Source organism: Nocardioides albidus, assembly GCF_006335005.1.
Taxonomy (GTDB): Bacteria; Actinomycetota; Actinomycetes; order Propionibacteriales; family Nocardioidaceae; genus Nocardioides; species Nocardioides albidus.
In genome coordinates this window covers 87,028-106,830 of sequence record NZ_VDMP01000018.1, presented here as the reverse complement: position 1 = coordinate 106,830, position 19,803 = coordinate 87,028, and the positions used below count along the sequence as shown (strand labels likewise).

General features: G+C 70.2%; 19 protein-coding genes and 1 pseudogene. 9 read left to right on the top strand and 11 right to left on the bottom strand.

Translation table 11 applies throughout. The features are described 5' to 3' along the window. A partial coding sequence (locus tag FHP29_RS05610; RefSeq protein ID WP_139621865.1) for a GAF domain-containing sensor histidine kinase occupies nucleotides 1-1,480 on the bottom strand: 1,480 nt, incomplete at its 3' end. Here FHP29_RS05610 and FHP29_RS23230 point away from each other — a divergent pair. Together FHP29_RS23230 and FHP29_RS21565 are read left to right on the top strand one after the other, a co-directional pair. Continuing rightward, nucleotides 1,374-1,874 (top strand): annotated as a pseudogene (locus tag FHP29_RS23230) (hypothetical protein); the annotation flags it as partial. The gene FHP29_RS05610 and the pseudogene FHP29_RS23230 sit on opposite strands and share 107 nt — an antisense overlap. A 23-nt stretch (nucleotides 1,875-1,897) precedes the next feature. Continuing rightward, nucleotides 1,898-2,035, top strand: a complete 138-nt coding sequence (locus FHP29_RS21565; protein ID WP_158296485.1) for a hypothetical protein — start codon at nucleotides 1,898-1,900, stop codon at nucleotides 2,033-2,035. A 46-nt stretch (nucleotides 2,036-2,081) separates the two neighbouring features. On the opposite strand, the gene FHP29_RS05600 is transcribed toward FHP29_RS21565, so the two are convergent. Together FHP29_RS05600 and FHP29_RS05595 are read right to left on the bottom strand one after the other, a co-directional pair. Continuing rightward, nucleotides 2,082-2,897, bottom strand: a complete 816-nt coding sequence (locus tag FHP29_RS05600) for an alpha/beta fold hydrolase (protein WP_139621864.1) — start codon at nucleotides 2,895-2,897, stop codon at nucleotides 2,082-2,084. A gap of 165 nt (nucleotides 2,898-3,062) precedes the next feature. Continuing rightward, entirely contained in the window at nucleotides 3,063-3,404 is a 342-nt protein-coding gene (locus tag FHP29_RS05595; RefSeq protein ID WP_139621863.1) for a DUF2200 domain-containing protein, read from the bottom strand. A gap of 167 nt (nucleotides 3,405-3,571) precedes the next feature. On the opposite strand from FHP29_RS05595, the gene FHP29_RS05590 reads away from it, so the two are divergent. Both FHP29_RS05590 and FHP29_RS05585 read left to right on the top strand, forming a co-directional pair. Then, nucleotides 3,572-5,533: an MFS transporter gene (locus FHP29_RS05590; protein ID WP_158296484.1), complete on the top strand. Its 1,962-nt coding sequence runs from the start codon at nucleotides 3,572-3,574 to the stop codon at nucleotides 5,531-5,533. 322 nt (nucleotides 5,534-5,855) lie between these two features. Beyond that, nucleotides 5,856-7,739 carry a hemagglutinin gene (locus tag FHP29_RS05585; RefSeq protein ID WP_139621861.1) on the top strand — a complete coding sequence of 628 codons (1,884 nt, stop codon included), beginning with the start codon at nucleotides 5,856-5,858 and terminating at the stop codon, nucleotides 7,737-7,739. 88 nt (nucleotides 7,740-7,827) lie between these two features. On the opposite strand, the gene FHP29_RS05580 is transcribed toward FHP29_RS05585, so the two are convergent. Genes FHP29_RS05580 through FHP29_RS05570 form a run of 3 tightly spaced genes read right to left on the bottom strand, consistent with a single transcriptional unit; the run spans nucleotide 7,828 to nucleotide 9,565 of the window. Beyond that, nucleotides 7,828-8,610, bottom strand: a complete 783-nt coding sequence (locus tag FHP29_RS05580; RefSeq protein WP_139621860.1) for an enoyl-CoA hydratase-related protein — start codon at nucleotides 8,608-8,610, stop codon at nucleotides 7,828-7,830. Next, nucleotides 8,607-8,987 carry a VanZ family protein gene (locus FHP29_RS05575; protein ID WP_139621859.1) on the bottom strand — a complete coding sequence of 127 codons (381 nt, stop codon included), beginning with the start codon at nucleotides 8,985-8,987 and terminating at the stop codon, nucleotides 8,607-8,609. Before FHP29_RS05575 ends, FHP29_RS05580 begins: the two co-directional genes overlap by 4 nt. Next, nucleotides 8,984-9,565, bottom strand: a complete 582-nt coding sequence (locus tag FHP29_RS05570) for a rhomboid family intramembrane serine protease (protein ID WP_139621858.1) — start codon at nucleotides 9,563-9,565, stop codon at nucleotides 8,984-8,986. The genes FHP29_RS05575 and FHP29_RS05570 overlap by 4 nt, the downstream gene beginning before the upstream one ends. 62 nt (nucleotides 9,566-9,627) lie before the next feature. On the opposite strand from FHP29_RS05570, the gene FHP29_RS05565 reads away from it, so the two are divergent. Together FHP29_RS05565 and FHP29_RS05560 are read left to right on the top strand one after the other, a co-directional pair. Next, nucleotides 9,628-10,407: a dihydrofolate reductase family protein gene (locus FHP29_RS05565; RefSeq protein WP_139621857.1), complete on the top strand. Its 780-nt coding sequence runs from the start codon at nucleotides 9,628-9,630 to the stop codon at nucleotides 10,405-10,407. Continuing rightward, nucleotides 10,404-11,300 (top strand): dihydropteroate synthase, encoded by an 897-nt coding sequence (locus FHP29_RS05560; RefSeq protein WP_139621856.1) that lies wholly within the window; start codon nucleotides 10,404-10,406, stop codon nucleotides 11,298-11,300. Before FHP29_RS05565 ends, FHP29_RS05560 begins: the two co-directional genes overlap by 4 nt. A gap of 332 nt (nucleotides 11,301-11,632) precedes the next feature. Here the strand turns inward: FHP29_RS05560 and FHP29_RS05555 are convergent, their stop codons facing one another. After that, nucleotides 11,633-12,478 carry an N-acetylmuramoyl-L-alanine amidase family protein gene (locus FHP29_RS05555; RefSeq protein ID WP_158296483.1) on the bottom strand — a complete coding sequence of 282 codons (846 nt, stop codon included), beginning with the start codon at nucleotides 12,476-12,478 and terminating at the stop codon, nucleotides 11,633-11,635. A gap of 22 nt (nucleotides 12,479-12,500) precedes the next feature. Beyond that, entirely contained in the window at nucleotides 12,501-13,223 is a 723-nt protein-coding gene (locus tag FHP29_RS05550) for a GAF and ANTAR domain-containing protein (RefSeq protein WP_139621854.1), read from the bottom strand. 189 nt (nucleotides 13,224-13,412) lie between these two features. On the opposite strand from FHP29_RS05550, the gene FHP29_RS05545 reads away from it, so the two are divergent. After that, on the top strand, nucleotides 13,413-14,390 hold the full coding sequence (locus tag FHP29_RS05545) for an ATP-binding protein (protein ID WP_139621853.1): 978 nt from the start codon (nucleotides 13,413-13,415) through the stop codon (nucleotides 14,388-14,390). Continuing rightward, the gene (locus tag FHP29_RS23335; protein ID WP_476703660.1) at nucleotides 14,387-14,935 is read left to right on the top strand and encodes a VanZ family protein; all 549 of its coding nucleotides are present in this window, start codon (nucleotides 14,387-14,389) and stop codon (nucleotides 14,933-14,935) included. Before FHP29_RS05545 ends, FHP29_RS23335 begins: the two co-directional genes overlap by 4 nt. Nucleotides 14,936-14,939: 4 nt before the next feature. Here FHP29_RS23335 and galE read toward each other — a convergent pair whose 3' ends face one another. Continuing rightward, entirely contained in the window at nucleotides 14,940-15,944 is a 1,005-nt protein-coding gene (gene galE, locus FHP29_RS05535; protein WP_139621851.1) for a UDP-glucose 4-epimerase GalE, read from the bottom strand. Between the two features lie 421 nt (nucleotides 15,945-16,365). Between galE and FHP29_RS05530 the strand changes: the two genes are divergently transcribed. Further along, complete coding sequence (locus FHP29_RS05530) at nucleotides 16,366-17,076, top strand: FkbM family methyltransferase (RefSeq protein WP_158296482.1); 711 nt, start codon at nucleotides 16,366-16,368, stop codon at nucleotides 17,074-17,076. A gap of 128 nt (nucleotides 17,077-17,204) precedes the next feature. Here FHP29_RS05530 and FHP29_RS05525 read toward each other — a convergent pair whose 3' ends face one another. Continuing rightward, nucleotides 17,205-18,422, bottom strand: coding sequence for an oligosaccharide flippase family protein (locus FHP29_RS05525; protein ID WP_158296481.1), 1,218 nt, complete (start codon nucleotides 18,420-18,422; stop codon nucleotides 17,205-17,207). Nucleotides 18,423-18,439: 17 nt separating this feature from the next. After that, nucleotides 18,440-19,774 (bottom strand): O-antigen polysaccharide polymerase Wzy, encoded by a 1,335-nt coding sequence (wzy, locus tag FHP29_RS05520; protein WP_158296480.1) that lies wholly within the window; start codon nucleotides 19,772-19,774, stop codon nucleotides 18,440-18,442. Nucleotides 19,775-19,803: the final 29 nt, after the last annotated feature.

Sequence of the window (19,803 nt, the reverse complement as noted above, 5' to 3'; positions counted from 1 at the left end):
TGGCGGTGCCGTTGCCGGTCGGCGCCGAGTCCGGGTCGAATCCGGTGCCGTCGTCGATGACGCGCAGCCGGAACCACGCCGAGGACGCGGTCAGCTCGACGGTGAGCGTCGAGGCGGCGGCGTGCCGGGCGACGTTGGACAGCGCTTCGCGCAGCGTGCTCAGCACGTGGGTCCCGGCCTCGGGGACGAGCGCCCGGTCGACCGGGCCCTGGATGCGCAGCAGCGGCTGGAAGCCGAGGACCGGGGCGTACTCCCCCAGCAGGGCGCGGACGTCGTCGAGCAGCGGGCGACCCGAGCCGGTGCCCAGCTCGAAGATGACCGAGCGCAGCTCCTTGATCACACCGTCGAGCTCGGCGACCGTGCCGTCCACCCGCGGACGGAGCTCGGCCGGGTCGAGATCGCGGGCGCCCTGCAGCTGCATGCCGGTCGCGAAGAGCCGCTGGATGACGAGGTCGTGCAGGTCCCGGGCGATGCGGTCGCGGTCGCGGGCGACGAGCAGCTGGGCCCGCTCCCGCAGCGCCTGACGTCGGTCCAGGATGAGGCCGAGCTGGGAGGCGGTGACCGAGACCAGGTCGACCATGATGTCGCGCAGGGACGGCGCTTCCTCGGCGCGGTCGACGAGGATCGCGCCCGGGCCGGCGAGGCGGGTGTGGACGGGCACCACGAGCGTGGTGCGGTGGTGGTCGTGCGGCAGCCGCTCCGCCAGCCGGGCGGAGGTGACCCGGCGGATCTGGTCGGCGTACTTCGCCACGACCGCCGGCGCGCCCTCGGTGTCGCCGGCGACCTGGCGGATCTCGAGCAGAGTGCCGTCGACACGGACGTAGGCGACCAGGTGGGCGCCGCACAGGTCGCGCAGCGACACCACGAGCTCGTCCAGGGCCTCCTCGACGCTGCTCGTGCCCGTCAGGTCGCGGCCCACCTCACCGGTGGCGGCCAGCCAGCGGCGGCGCCACTCGACCTGCTCGTAGGCCCGCGCGTTGCCGATCATGGTGCCCGCGGCGCGGGCGAGCGCCTCGACGAGCGCCTGGTCCGTGGCCGTGAACTCCACGCCGCCGCGCTTGTTGCCGAGGTAGAGGTGTCCGAAGGCCCGCTCACCGACGAGCACGGGCGCGCCGAGGAAGCGGTCGATGACCGGATGGCTGTCGGGGAACGAGCCCGTGGAGACCGGGTGGTCCGCGACGTGGTCGACCCGGATGGAGCGGCGCTCGCGCGGCACGAGGCCCAGCAGGCCGTGGCCCTGGGGCATCATCCCGATCTTGTCGAAGCGCTCGCCCACCACGGCGTTGGGGACCAGGTCGATGAACTCGCCTCCGTCGTCGACGATCCCCAGCACGCCGAACTCCGCGTCGGTGAGCTGGCAGGAGGCCTCCACGATGCGGCTCAGCACTCCGCGAAGGTCGAGATCGGACCCGATGGCGATCACCGCGTCCAGCAGTGCCCGCGCCTCGGCGGGCAGTTCGAGGTCCTCGTCCAGGTCCATCCGGCGTCGATCCCCTCCCACAGCGACCGCTGTCCTCCGAAGGCTATCCCTTTACCTTTGCCCGCGGACACCCTCGCGTCCCGCCGGTCGCTCCCCCATCGGCGCGAGGACCCCGGTCCTGACCGGTCGGGGCCCACCGGACCGCTGGACACGGGACCGACGAGCTCGAGGCCATGGATCCGGTGGTGGTGCGGGAGGCGAGCGGGCCGCGAACCCCTTCGAGTCCTGCCTGCGCGCGATCCGCCTCGACGTTCCGGGCCTCACGGTGCGCCCGCAGGTCCAGATCGGGCCCTATCGGGTCGACCTCGCCGACGTCGAGCTGGGCCTGGTCGTCGAGGCCGAGTCCCGCGAGTGGCACGCCGGTCCCGCCGAGCACGACGCCGACATCCGCCGCTACACGACGCTGGTGCGCAACGGATGGATCGTCGTGCGGTTCAGCTATGCCGACGTGAGACCGACCCGGAGTACGCCGTCTCGGTGCTCCTCGACGCGATCGCCCTCGCCCTCGCCCGCCGCACCCGTGCCGCGCGCACCCCTTCCCGCCGGGTGGCCTGACGCCGCAGGTGGCGTCCGCTCCGGGCTGGGCTCGGACTCACCGAGCTCAGGCGACGTCGTACGCCGACTGCTGGCCGAGCCGGGGGTGCGCGGAGCCCTTCAACAACACGTCCGCGACGAGGTCGACGTCGTCGATCATCGGGACGTGGCCGCACCCCCGCAGGGTGATGTGCTCCGCGTGCGGCAGCGCGCGCTCGGCGCGGCCGGCCTGGTAGGGCAGCAGGACCAGGTCGCGGGTGCCCCACGCCACGGTGACCGGGATCGCGGGGTCGATGGGGCGGTCGAAGGGGAACCCGCCGTCGATGATCGTCTCCAGCGCCGGGCGGGCGTGGACGAGTCCGCGCACGTCGCCGAGCGCGGCCTGCGGGCTGAGTCGGTGGCCCTTGGCCATGAGCAGGCCGAACGCCGCAGCCCGTCCGGGAGCGGTGCTCAGGATGGCGGGAGCGACGGGCTGGGCGAGGGCGGCCGCGCCGGTCAGGAGGGTGAAGACCGCACGGATGTAGGCGAAGTCGACCTGGTTGCGCCAGAACCCCGCCGGTGCCAGCGTGGTGGCGCTGCTGACGAGACCGTCGGCGGCCGCCTCGAGGGCGATCCTGCCGCCCAGCGAGTTGCCGGCGATGTGGGGGCGGTCGAGACCCTGCTCGTCGAAGAAGTCCTCGAGGATCTCGCGCAGGATGTCGCGCACCGGGCGCCCGTCCGGGATCAGCGCCGGCGACTCGCCGTGCCCGGGCAGGTCGATGAGGATGACCTCGCGCTCCTCGGCCAGCCGGTCCAGCACGGGATACCACGCCTGCCGCCGGTGTCCGATCCCGTGGACCAGGACGAGGGGCTCACCGGAGCCGGTCCGTTCGTGGGCAAGCATGAGACCTCGCTTCCACGCACCGGCGCTGGTGCGTTAGATAGGTGCAACTGACAGTTGCGGATACCGAGGGTATGGCAGGTGCTAGCTGCGCGCAAGCACCTGTTCGCAGGGCGGGGGCCGGCCCGGCTCCGCCCCTCGATCGCCCTCCGACCTCCCCCTGGGGCGTCAGCCTCGGAGCACCTTGTCCATCGCCTTGCCCCGGGCGAGCTCGTCGACGAGCTTGTCGAGATACCTGATCCGACGCATGAGCGGGTCCTCGATCTCCTGCACCCGCACCCCGCAGACGACCCCGGTGATCTGCTCGGCGGCCGGGTTGAGCCGGGCGTCGGCGAAGAACTCCTCGAAGGTCGTCCCCGCGTCGAGATGGGACCTCAGCTCCGCCTCGGAGAGGCCGGTCAGCCAACAGATCACCTGGTCCAGCTCGGCCCTGGTCCGACCCTTGCGCTCCACCTTCGCTACATAGTGCGGGTAGACGGACGCGACGCTGGTGGTGAAGATCCGGTGCACGGGGCCGAGGGTAGCCCGGCGGGTCGACCCGCCGGGTGCGGCGACCGGAGGAGAATGCGAGACTGCGATCCAGGTCCTGCTCGCCTCGGTGAGCGTCTGGTGAGGAGAGTGCCCCGCTCATGGTCGCGCGCCCGTCCACGGTGAGCCCGGAGGCTGAGCCCGCGAGGGTGAGCCGACCGCCGAGCAGCCCGGCGATCGTCGTGACGATGCTGGCGTGCTGCGGCATCGTCGTCTCCCTCCAGCAGACCCTGCTGCTGCCGCTCCTGCCCGAGCTGCCCCGCCTGCTCGACACCTCGGCCGACAGCGCCTCCTGGCTGGTGACGGCGACCCTGCTCGCGGGCGCGGTGGCGACGCCGACCATCTCGCGCCTGGCCGACATGTACGGCAAGCGGCGGATGATGGTCGTCGCGCTGGGCGCGGCCGTCGCGGGCTCCCTGCTCGGCGCGCTGAGCCAGGCGCTGCCGCTGCTCATCGGAGCCCGCGCGCTCCAAGGCGTCGGCGTGGCGTTGATCCCGGTCGCGATCGCGATCATGCGCGACGAGCTGCCCCGCGACCGGGTCCCCCTCGGCGTCGCCCTGATGAGCGCGACCCTGGCCATCGGCGCCGGGATCGGGCTGCCGCTGTCGGGCGTGATCGTCGAGCACATGGACTGGCACGCGTCGTTCTGGATCACCGGCGCGGTGGGGTTGATCCTCATCGTCGGCACCGTGCTGGTCCTGCCGGAGTCGCCGGTGCGCACGAGCGGCGCGTTCGACCTGCGCGGTGCGATCCTGCTCTCGATCGCGCTGACCGCCGTCATGCTCGCCCTGTCGAAGGGCAGCCAGTGGGGCTGGACGGCGCCGGCGACGCTGGGCTGCGTCGCGGGCGGGGTCGTGGTCCTCGCCGCCTGGATCCCGCTGGAGCTGCGGACACCGCGCCCCCTGGTCGACCTGCGGGTCGCCGCGCGCCGCTCGGTGGTGCTGGTCAACCTCGCCTCGCTGTTCCTCGGCTTCTCGATGTTCGCCAACATGCTGGTGACCACGCAGCTGCTCCAGATGCCGAAGGAGACCGGCTACGGCCTGGGCCTCGACATCCTGCACGCCGGCCTGTGGATGGTGCCCAACGCTGCGGCGTTCGGGCTGATGGCGCCCGTCTCGGCCTGGCTGACCCGGCGCGTCGGCCCGCAGACGACCGTCATCGCGGGCGCGGTGATCATGGGCGCGACGTACCTCGGACGGGTGAGCTACAGCGACGACCTGGCGCAGATCGTGATCGGCTCCGTGCTCGTCGGCATCGGCACCGCCATGGGGTACGGCGCGCTGCCGACCCTGATCATGCGGGCGGTGCCGGTCACCGAGACCGCGTCCGCCAACGGCCTCAACGTGCTGCTCCGCTCGCTCGGCACCTCGACCGCGAGCGCTGCCACCGCCGCCATCGCGACCGCGTCGACGGTCGCCGTCGCCGGGCGCAGTCTCCCGAGCCTCGACGGGCTGATGCTGGTGTTCTGGCTGGCCGCCGGCGCCGCGATGGTCACCGCGCTGCTCGGCGTCCCCATGCTGCGGATGCGGGAGTACGCCGAGGCCGCGGACCGCTCCGGCGCCGAGAACACCACCCGCGCGCAGATCGTCCAGGGCCAGGTGCTCAGCCTCAAGGGGCAGCCGATCCGGCATGCGGTGGTCACCGTGCTCACCCCCGACGGACGCGCCGTCGACTGGGGCCAGGCCGACGCGGAGGGCCGCTTCACCGCCGCCGTCCCCGAGCCAGCCGACTACCTCGTGGTGACCGCCGCCGACGGCTGGCGCCCGCGCTCGCGGATGATGACGCTCGACAGCGCCGGGCCCGTCCCCCCGATCGTGCTGCGCGAGCGACTCACCCTCGGCGGCAGCATCCTCGACGCGAACGGCCAGCCGGTCGTCGACGCGCTCGTCGTCCTCACCCGCGCGACCGGGGAGCTCGTCGCCACCGTCCGCACCGACCACGAGGGACGGTACGAGGTGCCGCGTCCCGCGAACGGGCGCTACGTGCTCACCGTCGCCGGCCCCGACGAGGCGCTCGGCGCCCGCACGCTGAGCATCTGGGAGGAGGCGCGGGACTTCGACCTCATCCTCGGAACCCCGCTCTCCGACGTGAGCGGCGTACCCCAGGACTGACCCGGCCGTCGGCGGTGTGTCTAGACAATGGGCACTTCGCACCACGGCCGGCTGACTCCGACTGCTCATTGCGATCGGGACCGCACAGGCGTGGGATGGGGACCGGAACGGTGAGCCTCGTGGGGGCCTCTCGGGCGCCGGTCAGGCCGTCGTACGGTCGCATTCGGGTTGCTCTCGGGGTCGGAGCGGCGGCAGCAGCAACTGCTGCGTCTCGCTCACACTCAGGGGGAACCACATGTCACGCATACCGCGCGCCCATCGCGCACGCCGAACGGCCCAGCGTCGCCCGGCGATCGTCTTCAGCTGTCTGCTTCTTGTCGTCATGGCGTCGCTGGTGCCGGGCTCCGCCCGCGCGGAGGACCTGAACGACGGGCCCTACACCGTCGGCGACGGGATCATCCCGGACGCCGGCGCCCAACTGCTCGACGACGTCAACGGCAGCGTCAAGGAGCTGGGGCCCAAGAATGCGAGCAGCACGAAGATCGGCGTCATCCACAGCGCACCCCTGCCGATGCTCGACAAGACGAACCCGAACGCGCAGGTCGACCTGGACGAGGCGTACCTCGACATGCAACGCGACGCGAACGGCCACGACTGGGTGTACTTCGGCTGGAAGCGCGACTCCAACACCGGCAGCGGCTTCATCTCCTTCGAGTTCATGAAGGACGGCACGCCCGCCGGGTGCGCCAACTACGCCACCAGCGAGGCCAACCTCATCGCCAACTGCAACCCGTGGCGCAACCGCCGGGCCGGGGACTTCCTCATCCTGTGGGACCAGCAGGGTGGCAGCACGACGCTCTACAAGCGGGTGTGGTCGGGGACCTACCCGAACCTGACGCTCAGCGCGAGCCAGCCGATCTCCAACGGCGCAGCGAGGTACGGCGGCGGCGGCTTCTTCGGCGAGGCGGCGGTCGACATCACGGCCGAGGGCCTCAGCCCGGCCGGGGCCTGCGTGTCCTTCGCCAACGTCATTCCGAGCACCGTGACGGGCAACTCGGACACCGCGGACTACAAGGACACCATCCTCGCGGCCCTGCAGCCGGAGTCGAACTGCGTCGCGACCATCGCCACCACGCCGCGCAGCGCCGGCGGCCCCATCCCGGCTGCCGGGGTCTCGATCGGCACCGGTGTCGTCGCCGTGCACGACCGCGCGACGATCAGCATGACCGGCGGCAGCGTCAACGGGTCCGGGGCCATCGAGTTCTACCTGTGCAAGATGGCCAGCCCGTTCAACGGCACGAACACCTGCACCGCCGGCGGCACCGCCGTGGGCACGACCAACCTGGCGAACGCGCCCTTCCCGCAGACCGTCGACTCGCCCACGGCGTACCTGACCTCGGTCGGCGACTACTGCTGGTACACCGAGTGGGACGGCGACGCCGCCCAAGGGATCGCCAAGGCGACGGACGCGTCCGCGGGCGAGTGCTTCAAGGTCACGCCGGCGACACCGACGATCGACTCCACCACCGCCAGCGCGAGCGGCGTCCTGGGCACCGAGGTGAGTGACACGGCGGTCCTGAGCGGGACGGCGACCAAGCCGCTGAGCCCGGTCATCCGCACCACCGCCCCGACCGCGGCCGAGCTCGACGCGGCCAAGGCGACCGGGACGATCACCTACCGGCTCTACGACTCGACCTGCTCGACGGTCGTTCGCACGGTGACGAGCACGGTGTCCGGCAACGGGTCCTACCCCTCGCCGAACGTCAGCCCGACCGTCGGCGTCGGCACCTACCACTGGCGGGTGACCTACGGCGGCGACAGCCCGAACACGCTCGCCAGCGCCGAGCACAACACGACCTGCTCGGACACCAACGAGGACGTGACCATCACCGATGTCCCGTCCACGATGACGACCGCGCAGACCTGGGTCCCCAGGGACTCGGCGACGATCACGGCACCGGCGGGCAGCGGCGACCTCAACGGCACCGTGACCTTCAAGCTGTTCTCCGGCGACCACTGCAACATCGGCGAGCCTGACCTGGAGGCGCTGTTCACGGCCAGCCAGACGATCACCGACGGCACCGCCACCGGCGCCGGCACGACGGTGAACAGTGGGAACGCCCCGGCGCAGAGCACCAGCGGCTCCTACTCGTGGCTCGTCGACTACGACAGCACCAACCCGGCGCAGCGCGACATCGCGCCGAGCTGCCACGAGACGTCGGCCCTCACGATCACGAACGGAGGCAGCGTCTCCTCCACCCCGTGACCCCTCGGGATCACTGACGATCCACCGTTCGCTCCGTAGGGGCCGACCAGGCGCCGGTTCGGGGCGAACGGTGGATCGTTCGGGCGGCTCAGCCTCCGAACGCGGGCCTCTCCTTGGCCAGAAACGCGCGCACACCCTCGCTGAAGTCCGGGCCGGCATAGACCTCGCGCAGCAGGTCCTCCTCGCCGGCGATCGACGCCTCCGCCGCTCGGGCCCGGCTGAGCAGCTGGTGCTTGGTGGTCTCGATGGTGACGCGGGACGCCTGGGCAATGCCCGCGGCCAGATCGGCGATCTCGGCGTCCAGCGCCGCGGCGTCCGGTACGACGGCCGCGAGCGCGCCCACGGCGTACGCCCGGTCCGCGGCGACCAGCCGTGAGGCGAGCAGCATCTCCCGGGTGAGGGACTCGCCGAAGATCGCCTGGCAGCGGTAGAGGACCGTGCCGGAGAGGGCGTTGCCGAGGGTGCGCGCGATCGGGTAGCCGAACCGCGAGGGCTCCGTCGCGACCCGCAGGTCGCAATGCGTGGCGACGGCGAGTCCGCCGCCGACGCAGACCCCGTCGATCGCGGCGACGGTCACCTGCGGGAGCGTCCAGAGCCGGTCGAACATCTCCCGGATCCAGTTCTCGTAGTCGACGGCGTCGGCCTCGAGGAAGTCGCTGATCTCGTTGCCGGCGGCGAACGCCTTGCCTCCCGCTCCGCGCAGCACGACGACGCGGATCGAGCGGTCCTCCGCGGTCCGCTCCCACAGCTCGCGCAGACCCGCGTACATCTGCTTGGTGAAGGCGTTGCGGCGCTCCGGACGGTTGAAGGTCACCTCGAGCACAGCCGGGCCGAGCCGGTCGCGTTCGATCAGCAGGTCGTCAGCACTCACGCCCGAGAGGGTACGGCGTGCACCAGCAGGTCCCGGGCCCGCGTCCGGGTGGTGAGGAGGCCCAGCCCGACGCCGGCCGCGTTGGCGACGGCGTCGCGCCAGTCCATCATCCGGTCGGCGGTCAGCGTGCCCTGCGCGATCTCGAGGGCGACGCCGAGCAGCACGAGCCCGACCGCGACCCGCTGCAGCGGGCGGCCGGGACGGAACACCTGGACCGCCGCCGCCGACAGCGTCGCGTAGGTCAGCAGGTGCTGCCACTTGTCACCGGCCGGGACGTCGGGCCCCGGTGGCGGGGAGCCGAGCGAGAGGACGACGACCGCAGCGACGAGCACCAGCCACGCTCCGAGCCACAGCCCCGGCAGGCGCAGCGGCTTCACCGGGCTCCGTGCCGCTCGCGGACGGCGAACGCGGCGGCCACGCCCGCGAGCGCACCGAACAGGTGGCCCTGCCAGGAGACGCCCGGGGTGCCGGGCAGCACGCCCCACAGCACGCCGCCGTAGACGACGAGCACACCGAGCCCCACCACGATCTCGACCGGCTTGCGGTCCACGAAGCCCTGCACCGCGAGGTAGGTGAGCCAGCCGAAGATCAGCCCGGACGCACCGAGGTGGACCGAGTGACCGCCCGCGACCAGCCAGACCGCGAGGCCGCCCGCCAGCCAGATGATCGCGGTCGCGGCGAGCCCCCGCCCGATCCCGGTGGCGAGGGTGAGGAAGCCGAGCACCAGCGCCGGCACCGTGTTGGCGGCGAGATGTCCCCAGCCGCCGTGCAGCAGCGGCGCCGCGAGGATCCCGAGCAGGCCGTCGCCGCTGCGCGGCCGGATTCCCCACCCGTCCAGCCGATGCGAGGCCGCGACGTCGACGACCTCGATCGCCCAGAGCAGGGCGACGAAGACCGCGACACCGATCGCGGCCAGCTGCCAGCCCGGGCGGGCCCGGATGTCGGTCAGATCCATGGCGACAGTGTGGCCGACGCACGGGCGCGGGCGCCTGCTCGCGCGCTGGCTACGATGACGCGGTGAGCGCCAGCAGCCTGTCCTCCCTCCAGGCGATCTGCGGACTGGACGACGGACCTCGGGGCGCGCTCTCCGACGACGAGGTCGCCGAGGCCTACCCGTGGCCGGTCGCCGGCGGCTGGGTCCGGGCGATGATGGTCACCACCCTCGACGGCGCCGCCGCAGGTCCCGACACCCTGAGCGGATCGGTCTCCTCGGAGGCCGACCAGCGGGTGTTCCGGGCGGTACGACGCTTCGCGGACGTCGTCCTCGTCGGCGCCGAGACCCTGCGGGTCGAGCAGTACACCCCGATGCTGGCCCGGCCGTCCGATGCGCAGCGCCGAGCCGCGGAGGGCCAGCTGCCGGCGCCGGTGATCGCGGTGGTGAGCCGGTCGCTGCAGCTGCCGTGGGAGCTGCCGGTGTGGTCGGAGTCCAGCGTCCGGCCGCTGATCCTGACGAGCGCGGCGAGCGCCCACGCCGCCGACGGCCGGCTCGCCCGGGCCCAGGAGCATGCCGACGTGATCGAGCTGGACGACACCACCCCGACCCAGCTCCTCGAGGCCCTCCTGGCCCGCGGCCTGCGACGGGTCGTGTGCGAGGGCGGGCCCCGTCTCCTGCGCGACCTGGTCGCCGAGGGCGCCCTGGACGAGGCCGACATCACCCTCGCGCCGCTGTTCGCCGGGACCGGCACGTCCCCGCACACCGGCGTCCTGTCTCCCCCCAGGGCCGGTCGGCTGGTCCACCTGCTGCGCGGGGGCGACGACTTCCTGATGGCCCGCTACGTCATGGGCGAGGCCGCGTGATCACGCTGAAGGACCTGGCCGGGCTCGCGGCGACGTACGCCGACGACCTGGACCGCGAGGTGGTCCCGCTGCGCGTCGGCGACCGGATGGTCGACACCGACAAGGAGCCCGTGCTGATGGGGGTCGTGAACCTGTCGCGCGACTCCAACTATCGCGAGTCCATCGCCGTGGACACCGAGTCCGCGCTGCGCAAGGCGCGCGTCCAAGCGGCGCAGGGTGCGGCGATCGTCGACATCGGCGCGGAGTCGAGCCGCGCGAGCGCCGCCGCCGCGGACGACGAGACCCAACTGCGCGCACTCCTGCCAGTGATCGAGCCGCTGGCCGCCGACGGGATCGTGGTCTCGGTGGAGAGCTACTCCCCGGCCGTCGTCGCGGCCGGACTGGCTGCGGGAGCGCGGGTCCTCAACCTCACCGGGTCGAACCACGACGAGGAGATGTTCACCCTCGCCGCGAAGCACGAGGCCACCGTCGTGCTGTGCCACGTGCTCGGGCCGCACGCCCGGGCGCTCGACGGCTCGGACGTCGAACGCGACCCGGTCCCCGGCATGCTCCGCTCGTTCGGGAGCCGGACCGAGGCCGCTCGGCGCCTGGGCGTCACCGACATCGCCATCGCCCCCGGCCTCGGCTTCGGCTTCCGGCTCGACGACCCGAGGGCCCGAGCGCGCTACCAGGCGACGGCCCTGCTGCACTCCTTCCGGCTCCGCCGGCTCGGCGTCCCCGTGTGCCACGCCCTGCCGCACGCCTTCGACGTCTTCGAGGACCAGTTCCGCAGCGGCGAGGGCTTCTTCGCGGTGATGGCCCACCTCGGCGGCACCGGCGTCTACCGCACCCACGAGGTCCCCCTGGTCCGCTCCGTGCTCGACGCCGTGGCCAGCTTCTCCACCGACGGATAGCCGGCCGGGCCCGGCTCGGGTGGCCGACGTGCGATACGAACACCGGCGATCGCCTCCCCCAACGCGATCGCGGTGTTAGTGTCGAGGCCTCTCGGGAAAGCTGTGGGTGCTCCCTCCCCCCTGGAGTTCGACATGTCGTTCCGCCGGTTCCGACGCAAGGTGCGCTGCGTGCTGAAGCACGGGCCGCGCGGTTGTCCCCACATCGAGCGACACACCCGACGCCCGAAGCGTCGGACCGTGCCGGAAGCGGCGGACACCGCCCCGACGGACGTCCCGCCGCTCTCCCCGCCGCTCTCCCCGCCGCTGGGCAAGCACGCCCGGAGCTGACGCGCTCAGCCGGTCAGGAACGCCCGGATCGCGCGGGCCACCGCCCTGGCGTACCTCTTCCTGCCGGCAGGACTCTCCATCACCGCCGCGTCGCCACCGTCGCGCATGTTGCCGAGCTCGGCCATCACCACCGGGATGTCGGAGTGGTTGAGGGTGCCGAGGTCGGTGCGCACGTCGATCCCCTCGTCCCCGGCGTACGTCGACCGAGCGAACCCGGCAGCGTCCAGGGCGTCGCGCAGCGCCACCGCGAGCCGCTCGGAGGGTGCGCGGACGTCGTCGGTCCATCCCGCGCGCAGGCCGGGCCGGATGACGTGGAACCCGTGGGCACGCCGACCGGTCGAACCCGTCGCGACCCCGTCGGCGTGGATGCTCACCCGGACGTCCCCGGTCGGTCCCGGCTCGCCCGGGTTGCCGATGGTGCCGCGCTCGTCGATGCAGGGACCCCACGCCCGGGCCGAGTCGGCGTCGCGGGTGAGGAGCACGCGGGCGCCGAGCCGCTCGAGCAGCCGGCGGGTCTCGGCCGCGACCTGCCAGGCGAAGGTCGCCTCCGGATAGCCCTCACCGGTCGCCGTACCGGTCGTGTTGCAGGCCTTGGCGAAGCCGCCCGCGTCGACCCGCCGGCTGATCCGCGACGCGAAGCGCGCGTTGCCGAGCTGGTGTCCGGGATCGAGGACGACCACCCGCCCGGCCAGCGGCGCCGGTGCGGTCGACGAGGTCGGCCCGCCGGTGGTCGAGGAGGTCGCGCAACAGCCGTCCCGAGACCCCCGGCCCGCATCCCCGCCCTCGTCCGCACACCCGGCGGCGAGCGCGAGGCTCAGCACCGTCGCCAGCACGAGCCCGGTGTGCACCACCCGGCGAGCGTAGCCAGCGGTGCTACGAGGCGGTCTCGTTCGCCCGCCCGTTGTGGTCGTCCACGAGCCGGCCGGCGATCTCGGCGAGGCGCAGGTTGAGCCCGTTCGACGTGGTGCGCAGCATCTCGAACGCGTCACCGTCGCTGACGTCGTACGTCGCCATGAGCAGCCCGATGGCCTTGCCGATCTCGCGGTTGCTGGCCAGGCCGGTGCGGAGGTTGGTGGCGACGTCGTGCTCGTCCTTGGCGGTGAGCGCGACCGAGGCGAACGCGGCGAGGACCGCGCCGAGGTTGGCGGCCGCCTCGTCGAAGCCGCCCGGGGTGTCGGAGAAGAGATTGAGCGCGCCGGCCTTCCGGTCGCCCACGAGGATCCGGTAGCCGATCATCCCGCGCACGGGGGTGCTCTCCAGGACCGCGGACGCCAGCCGCGGCCAGGTCGGGTCGCGGGTCAGGTCGGGGTCCCACTCGAAGCGCTGGGACACGATCGCGTCGACGCAGGGGCCCTCGCCGGTCTCCCACTCGAGCCCGTCCACCCGGCGCGCGACGTCGTCGGTCGTCGCCTCGAGATGCGGCTGGTGACCGCCCCTCAGGGTCGCGATGCAGGCGTGGTCGCAGTGGGGGACGATGCGCAGCGCGGCCCGGCAGATCGCGTCGTGGATGTCGTCGTACTCATCTCGGGCGTAGACCAACTCGGCCAGCTCGAGGAACGCCGTGGCCACGTCGTCGAGAGGCAGGGAAGTCGTCACCTTCGGATCCTCTCACGGGCGATCGGCCGCCACCCGGGAACAGCGAGATGCCCGGTCGTTCGCCGCGCGAGCCCTGTGCCATGATGTCGGTGGCTCAAGAAATGCGGGCCGCCCACGGCCGCCCGCACCGTGTCTCGGCGATCTCCTCTTCTTCGCCGATGCCGCGACGGCCCGCAGAGAACGGCCCCGATGAGCCTCGACGTCGTCGGCCCCGGCCCCCTGATCCGCGTCACCGCCCGCGAGGACATCGTGCGTGCCCGCAGGGCCGCCCACGAACTGGCGATCGCCGGCGGCGTCGACGGGCGCCGGATGAGCGAGCTGGCTCTCGTGGTCACGGTGGTGGCCACCCATCTCGTCCTCCACGGCGGCGGGCGACTGAGCCTGCGCGAGCTCGGCACCCTGGGTGGGCCGGGCCTGGAGCTGCTGGCCTTCCTGGACGCGCCGCCCCGCCCCTGGCAGCGCCAGCGCCGCCACCCCGCGTCGGAGGCGTTCGGAGCCGGGCTGAGCGCCGTACGCCGCCTCAGCGACGACCATGCCGTCGCCCATGACGCCGACGGCAGCGCGATCCTGTGGGCGCTGGTCGGCCGCACCCGCACGCCGGCGCCGCCCTCGTCCCTCTACGTGACCGGGCTCGTCGCCAGCCGCCCCGACGTGGAGGGAGCCGCGGGCTGGAAGGCGGTACGCCGGTCGAACCGGGTCACCCTGATCGCCGGCCGCGCGGCGGGCCCCGGGTCGGAGGGCCCGGCCGGGGCGGTCGTCGCACTGCCGGTCCGGGCGACCCCGGCCACCACCCTGGCCGGGCTGCGCCCGTCCGTGCGGGCCCGCGCGGCGGCCTGCGTCGTCGAGCTCGACCTGCGCCACCGCACAGCGACCGCCGCGGTGACCGGCGCCCTCGCGGTCCGGATCACCGCCGACGGCCATGCCACCGACATCGCCGCGACCGCGACGGGTCCGCGGGAGGTGCGGGTCCGCTGGGCGCACACCCTGGAGGCGGTCATCCTCCCCACGTCCTCGTCCGACCGCGGCTCGGGGTCCGAGGGAGCCGTCTCGCCGCCCGACCACCCCGGCCTGCGTGCCGCCGCGCTGCTCCGCGACGGCGCCACCCCTGCGGACGAGCCGGGCCTCGTCGTCGTGGCCCGGGTCGACGAGGACCCGGGTGGCGGCTGAGCCCGGGACGGCCCGGCGAGTACGGTCGATCGGGACCACCCCCGACGAGCCCGCGAATCGAGACGCCACTGCACCGCCCGCGCCCGTCCGTTGCCAGCCGGCCGCATCCCTGGGCGCGGTGGGCGCTGCTGCTGTACGCCGCAGCCGGCCTGATCGTCCTGCTACAGCCGCATCCGACGATCGCCACGTCCGTGGTCCTCCACGTGTGGGAGCTGCTGATCGACGTCGGCGTGTCCCCGACGCTCGCCACGCCGACGCGGGTCGAGGCACTCGTGAACGCAGCCATGTTCGTCCCGCCCGTGGCGCTGGCCGTGGTGGCTCTCCCTCGGCTGCGGTGGCTCGAAGTGGTCGGGCTGGGCTTCATCACCTCGCTCGGTGTCGAGGTCGTCCAGGCGATCCTGCTGGACGCTCGGACCGCACAGGCCGTGGACCTCGCCTCGAACACGACGGGCGCGCTGATCGGAGCGGCAGCGGGAGCGACCTTCCGCCGCTGGGAGCAGCTCAGCGCCAGGCGATCTGCTGCCTCGGGCTGGACGACCGGGTAGCCGATTAGGGGTAGCCGAGCACGCTCTCCCGCTTCTCACCCCAGGCCAGCGCGGACGCGATGGCCTCGTCGAGGGAGAGCTCCGTCCGCCATCCCAGCAGCTCGGCCGCCTTGTCGGCGTTGGCGAAGGCGCCAACTGCGTCTCCTGGCCGCGGAGGAGCCTCCTTGACCGGCACCGGCTTTCCGAAGACGCGCTCAAACGCAGCGAGCAGTTCCCGCACGGTGACGCCATCCCCGCGGCCCAGGTTGATGATCGTCGAAGGTGCGTCGACCTTCAACAGCGCGGAATCGAACTCTTCGACTGCCCGAACGTGTGCCCGCGCGAGATCCCACACGTGGATGTAGTCCCGGATGCCGGTCCCATCACGTGTCGGAAGGTCGGTTCCAGTGATCGTGAACGAGTCCTTGAGCCCCTGCGCGGCCATCACGAGCTGTCCCAGGACGTGCGAGGGCTCCCGGGCATAGATGCCTGTCGTGAGTTCAGGGTCGGAGCCGATGGGATTGAAGTAGCGCAGGATGATCGCCCGCAGGTCTGTCGCAGCCGCGATGTCGACGAGGACCTGCTCCATCATCCCCTTGGTCCTCGCGTACGGGGACTGCGGCGCAAGGGGGTCGGTCTCCAGCACCTCGAACCCGTCCTTCGTCGCATACAGGCTCGCCGAGCTTGAGAAAATCACGCGCGGCTTCCCGAGAGCCACCAGCTCGTCGAACATCTCCAGCGACTTCGCGACGTTGTCACGGTAGTACTCGTACGGCTTCTCCACCGATTCCGGTACGACGATTCTGGCCGCCATGTGGATGGTGGCCTCGATGTCCGGGTGCTCGGCGACCACCCGCCTCAGCAATGCGCGATCGGCGATGTCACCCTCGTAGAAGGTGCGGTCCCCGACGAAGGTCCGCGGGCCAGTCAGCAGCGAATCAAGCACCACAGGCGTGTGCCCTGCGCGCTCCAGCGCCTTCGCCGTTGTCGAACCGATGTAGCCGGCGCCGCCGGTCACAAGAACCTTCATGTCACAGACAGTATCGGCCTTCGACATCTAGGCCGTGGCGACCGTCAGACTCGTTCGACCGGCAGCGCCGGTCACCAGCGTGACAGCACCAATCTCTGCGCTCATGGCCACAAGCCATCCTGGACAACGTGCCGCCGCCCAAGCGTTCGCGCGTCCAAGAGGTCGGGTGTACCAAACTACCAGTTCTGGTCCGATCGTCGCAGCCTGCACCGATGAAGGATGCCAATTCATCGAAGGTCCCCCTCGATTGGAATGGCAAATGACAGGATGGGAGCGAGTTGGTCTCCTCAAGAGGAGATGTCGCAAAGAAAAGCCCGAGCCAGGGCCGGCATCCCAACTCGCCAAGCGTGCCGGAAGGACTGATCAGAATATGCGCCGGTTTGCCAGGATGGCCCACCTAGCATTTAAGTACCGTGCCCCAGTGCGGATCACGCGCGGAAATGCAGGATGGGTGCAGCGCTATCGCAACGGCACCATCGTCACGCCGACTCTCAGCAGCCCTCCGATCGGCGTGATCGAGAAGGACATGCGTGACCTCTTCTTCCACTCTTACACACCGACGCCGGGTGACACGATCGTGGAACTGGGAGCGGAGTACGGGACGGAGACACTGTTCTTGTCACGGGTGGTGGGCCGGACAGGACGCGTGCTTGCAGTAGAACCACACCCAGCCACCTTTGCAGGGTTGGCAGAAATGGTGCGGCTGAACGACCTAACGAACGTAACACTCGTTCAGGCCGCTATCAGCGACGTCACGGGAATGACCACGATCACGGACGGCGCGGCGGTCTCGAACACGACCGGTCAAGGCGACATCAAAGTCCCTTCGATCACGCTCGCCGATCTACTTCGCGAGGCGAACCTGTCCTCTGTTGACCTTTTGAAGGTCAACATCGAGGGCGCCGAAGGTCCGCTCTTCGGGAGCTTGACCATGGACGATGTCCGGGAGATTCGGCACATGGTAATCAGTTGTCACGACTTTCGCGCAGACTCGGGACACGGAGAGTTCTATAGAACTGGTCCCGCTGTGGACAATGCGCTTCAGCGCCTCGGGTACAACTGGATCGTGCGCGCCACCGATCCGAGGCCGTGGGTACGCCACTATCGCTACGCGGCGCCAGCGCGCCCCTAATTCCACCTCTCCCGTGCAGACACCACGCTTCGTTACGCAGAGGGGACCGCCTAATGCCAGCCGCTACTGTTCATTGCCGGCAGGCGGATATTCACACAAGCATAGTCGATTATCCAGTAAGCCGCCGCCTATATATGTGCGAACGGTCCCGACGAGATTCGCGACTTGAAGAGCCAGAGATAGATAACAAATTGCGCCGCCTGACTCATCAATATTGCCCATGCCGCCCCGGTCACGCCCGAAATCGGCACTAGCCACAGGCAACCTCCTATCGTCACGGCGAGGCCGACCAAACTAGCCGGCAGTTGCACGGAGAAGATTCTCATTGCGTACAAGGCAGCGCCGATGAAGAGGTATCCGTACTGCACGGTACCCGCCGTCATCAGGATAACGAGAGCTGTCGAGCCAGCCACGTACTCAGTCCCAAACACCGTGGCAAGCAGCCATTCTCCGACGATTGCGGTGACTGAAGAGCAGAGAAGGCCGAAGAAAAGGCCGCACAAAGAAAATCTCACGGCAATCCGAACGAGTCGGTCCATCGAACGCGCGCGAGCCAGGCTCGACATCCGAGGAAGAGCCGCTTCAGCCGCAGCCCCGGCCACAATGCCAGTGGCCACCAACGCATACGCGACCACCGAGAAGGTGCCAACCGCGGTAACGCCACCTTCCCAACCCAGCGCGTATCTTGGCACATTTGTGGCAAATGCCCCAACCGCCACCGCCATCCCGAGTGGAGCGGTCAAGACAACTAGGCGGCGCATTTCTTGCAGATTCCACATGAGGGTAGGCGCGGTTCCGAGGCGGCCCACTCCCCGCGCAACTGAAACAAGGACAACGACAGAGAAGGCAGTGAGAGCCACGATGGCCCACGCGGCTCCGGCGGTCAACCAAGTCACTGCACCAAAAGCAGCAGAACCGCCGACGGCACGCCACAATTGCGAGCGTGCGATATCCGACATGAGTTCTTGCCTTTGAAAGATACTGTAGTAGACATCTATTTGGGCCTCAACGATCTTGAATGCCACAGTCGCCATCAAGATCGCAAACGTGGACGACGGCAGAGAAAGTGCGAGTCCGATTGTGATGCACACAGCGGCCGCCAGTATCGACGAGACCGCCCTAAGCATGAAGATTACTTGAGGCTGATGAGAGGTGGCTTCTTCTGTGACCTGCACCTGTCGCAGTTGCATACTCACGAGAATGAAGACGGGCGCGGTGATTCCCAACGCGAGGCCGTACCGCCCGACCTCTTCAACGTCGCTGAGCCTGGCGAGAGCCACCAACATCACGAACTGTGCGCCCGTATATGCGACGTTACCCACGACCGTGACGGAGACGCCGTGCACCAGACTTCTCGGTCGGTTCACGAGGCGCCGTTCGTGTGCGGGCGCCGATTTCCGGTCCCCGACCTCGAGGGGAGGGGAGGGCTCAACAAGCGCGCAGCAATTAGCATCACGAGGCCCAGACAGACCTGCGCAGGTACCGGCGCGAAGGAGTTTCGGGTCTCAAAAATGAGCGGCAGAAACACTGCGAGCCCCGCCAAGACACCCGCTCTGCTCTCCTGCAGATCTGCCCATGCGATAGCGGCGCCGATGACGAACATGAGCAGAACGATGCCTAGAAGGCCCCCATTCAGGAGACCCTCAGCAATGGGTGATCCGCCGATCGGCCCCTCCCTTCGCATCACCAGCACATTGAACAGACGATCGTCACCTTCAGCTGGGGGCACAGCGCCGCCGGAAACTCTGGTCAAGAACCGCGCCGGGACAGCAAAAAGGGTCGCGCCGTACCTTTCGGACTCGCCACGCTCCAGCCAGCGACCGACCGCAACAACGGGATAGAGCGAGTAGCCCATCTCGGCGAGTCCGTCCATCGGCGTCAGGGACCACTTCCGCGCCATTATCCCGGCGATACCGTCCAGCCTTGTCTGCCGCAGAACGCTGATCAACGTGAGTCCTACTGTCATCGCGCTCAGCCCAACGACGGGACCGATTCGTCTTCGTCTACCGACGATGTAGACTAGGGCGACTCCTGGGAAGAGCACCGCTGAGCGGGTCCCGATAGGCAACAGGAGCAGCGCCGCGCAAGCGAAGATGACCCACCCGGTTCGGGGCGTTCGGCTCGCTACAAGGTAGGCACACCCGAATCCGACAAGCAGGATTCCGTAGGCGTATCCCGGGCTTCCAGACTCGATGAACTGCGCATAGGTGGACCCGATGCCTACGCCGCCCGCTACGAACGAACGCCAGACGAGAACGCCGCCCATGATTGTGGCGGCCAATCCAACTCGAGCAGCACCAACGCCGAGATCGCGTCCAGATTCGCGGATAAGAAACTTCTTGTTGCCTCCATCTCGAACTACGACGTAGCCGACTACCCAAGCCGCGACACCGACAATCGAGATTCGGACAGCCTGGCCGACGTCTCGAGAGAAGACCCAACTATTGTCCCCCTGACCAATGAGGACCGACTCCCCTTGCACTGCAAACGCCACGAGAAGGCCACCGTGAAAGAGGCCGAACACCACCAAATATAGTAGCGCCGCACTTGCCAGTCCCCGACCACGCTGGAAGGTGATCGCAGCAGCACCCGTCACAGCCAAAACGAACTGGACCGCGAGAAGCCGGGGGTCCGTGGTGTCACCGACAAGCGACCATGCCAAGTCGACAGCGACGACGGCCGCTGCGCCAACCGCCACTAGACCTGACGTATACGGCGGTCCGGGGT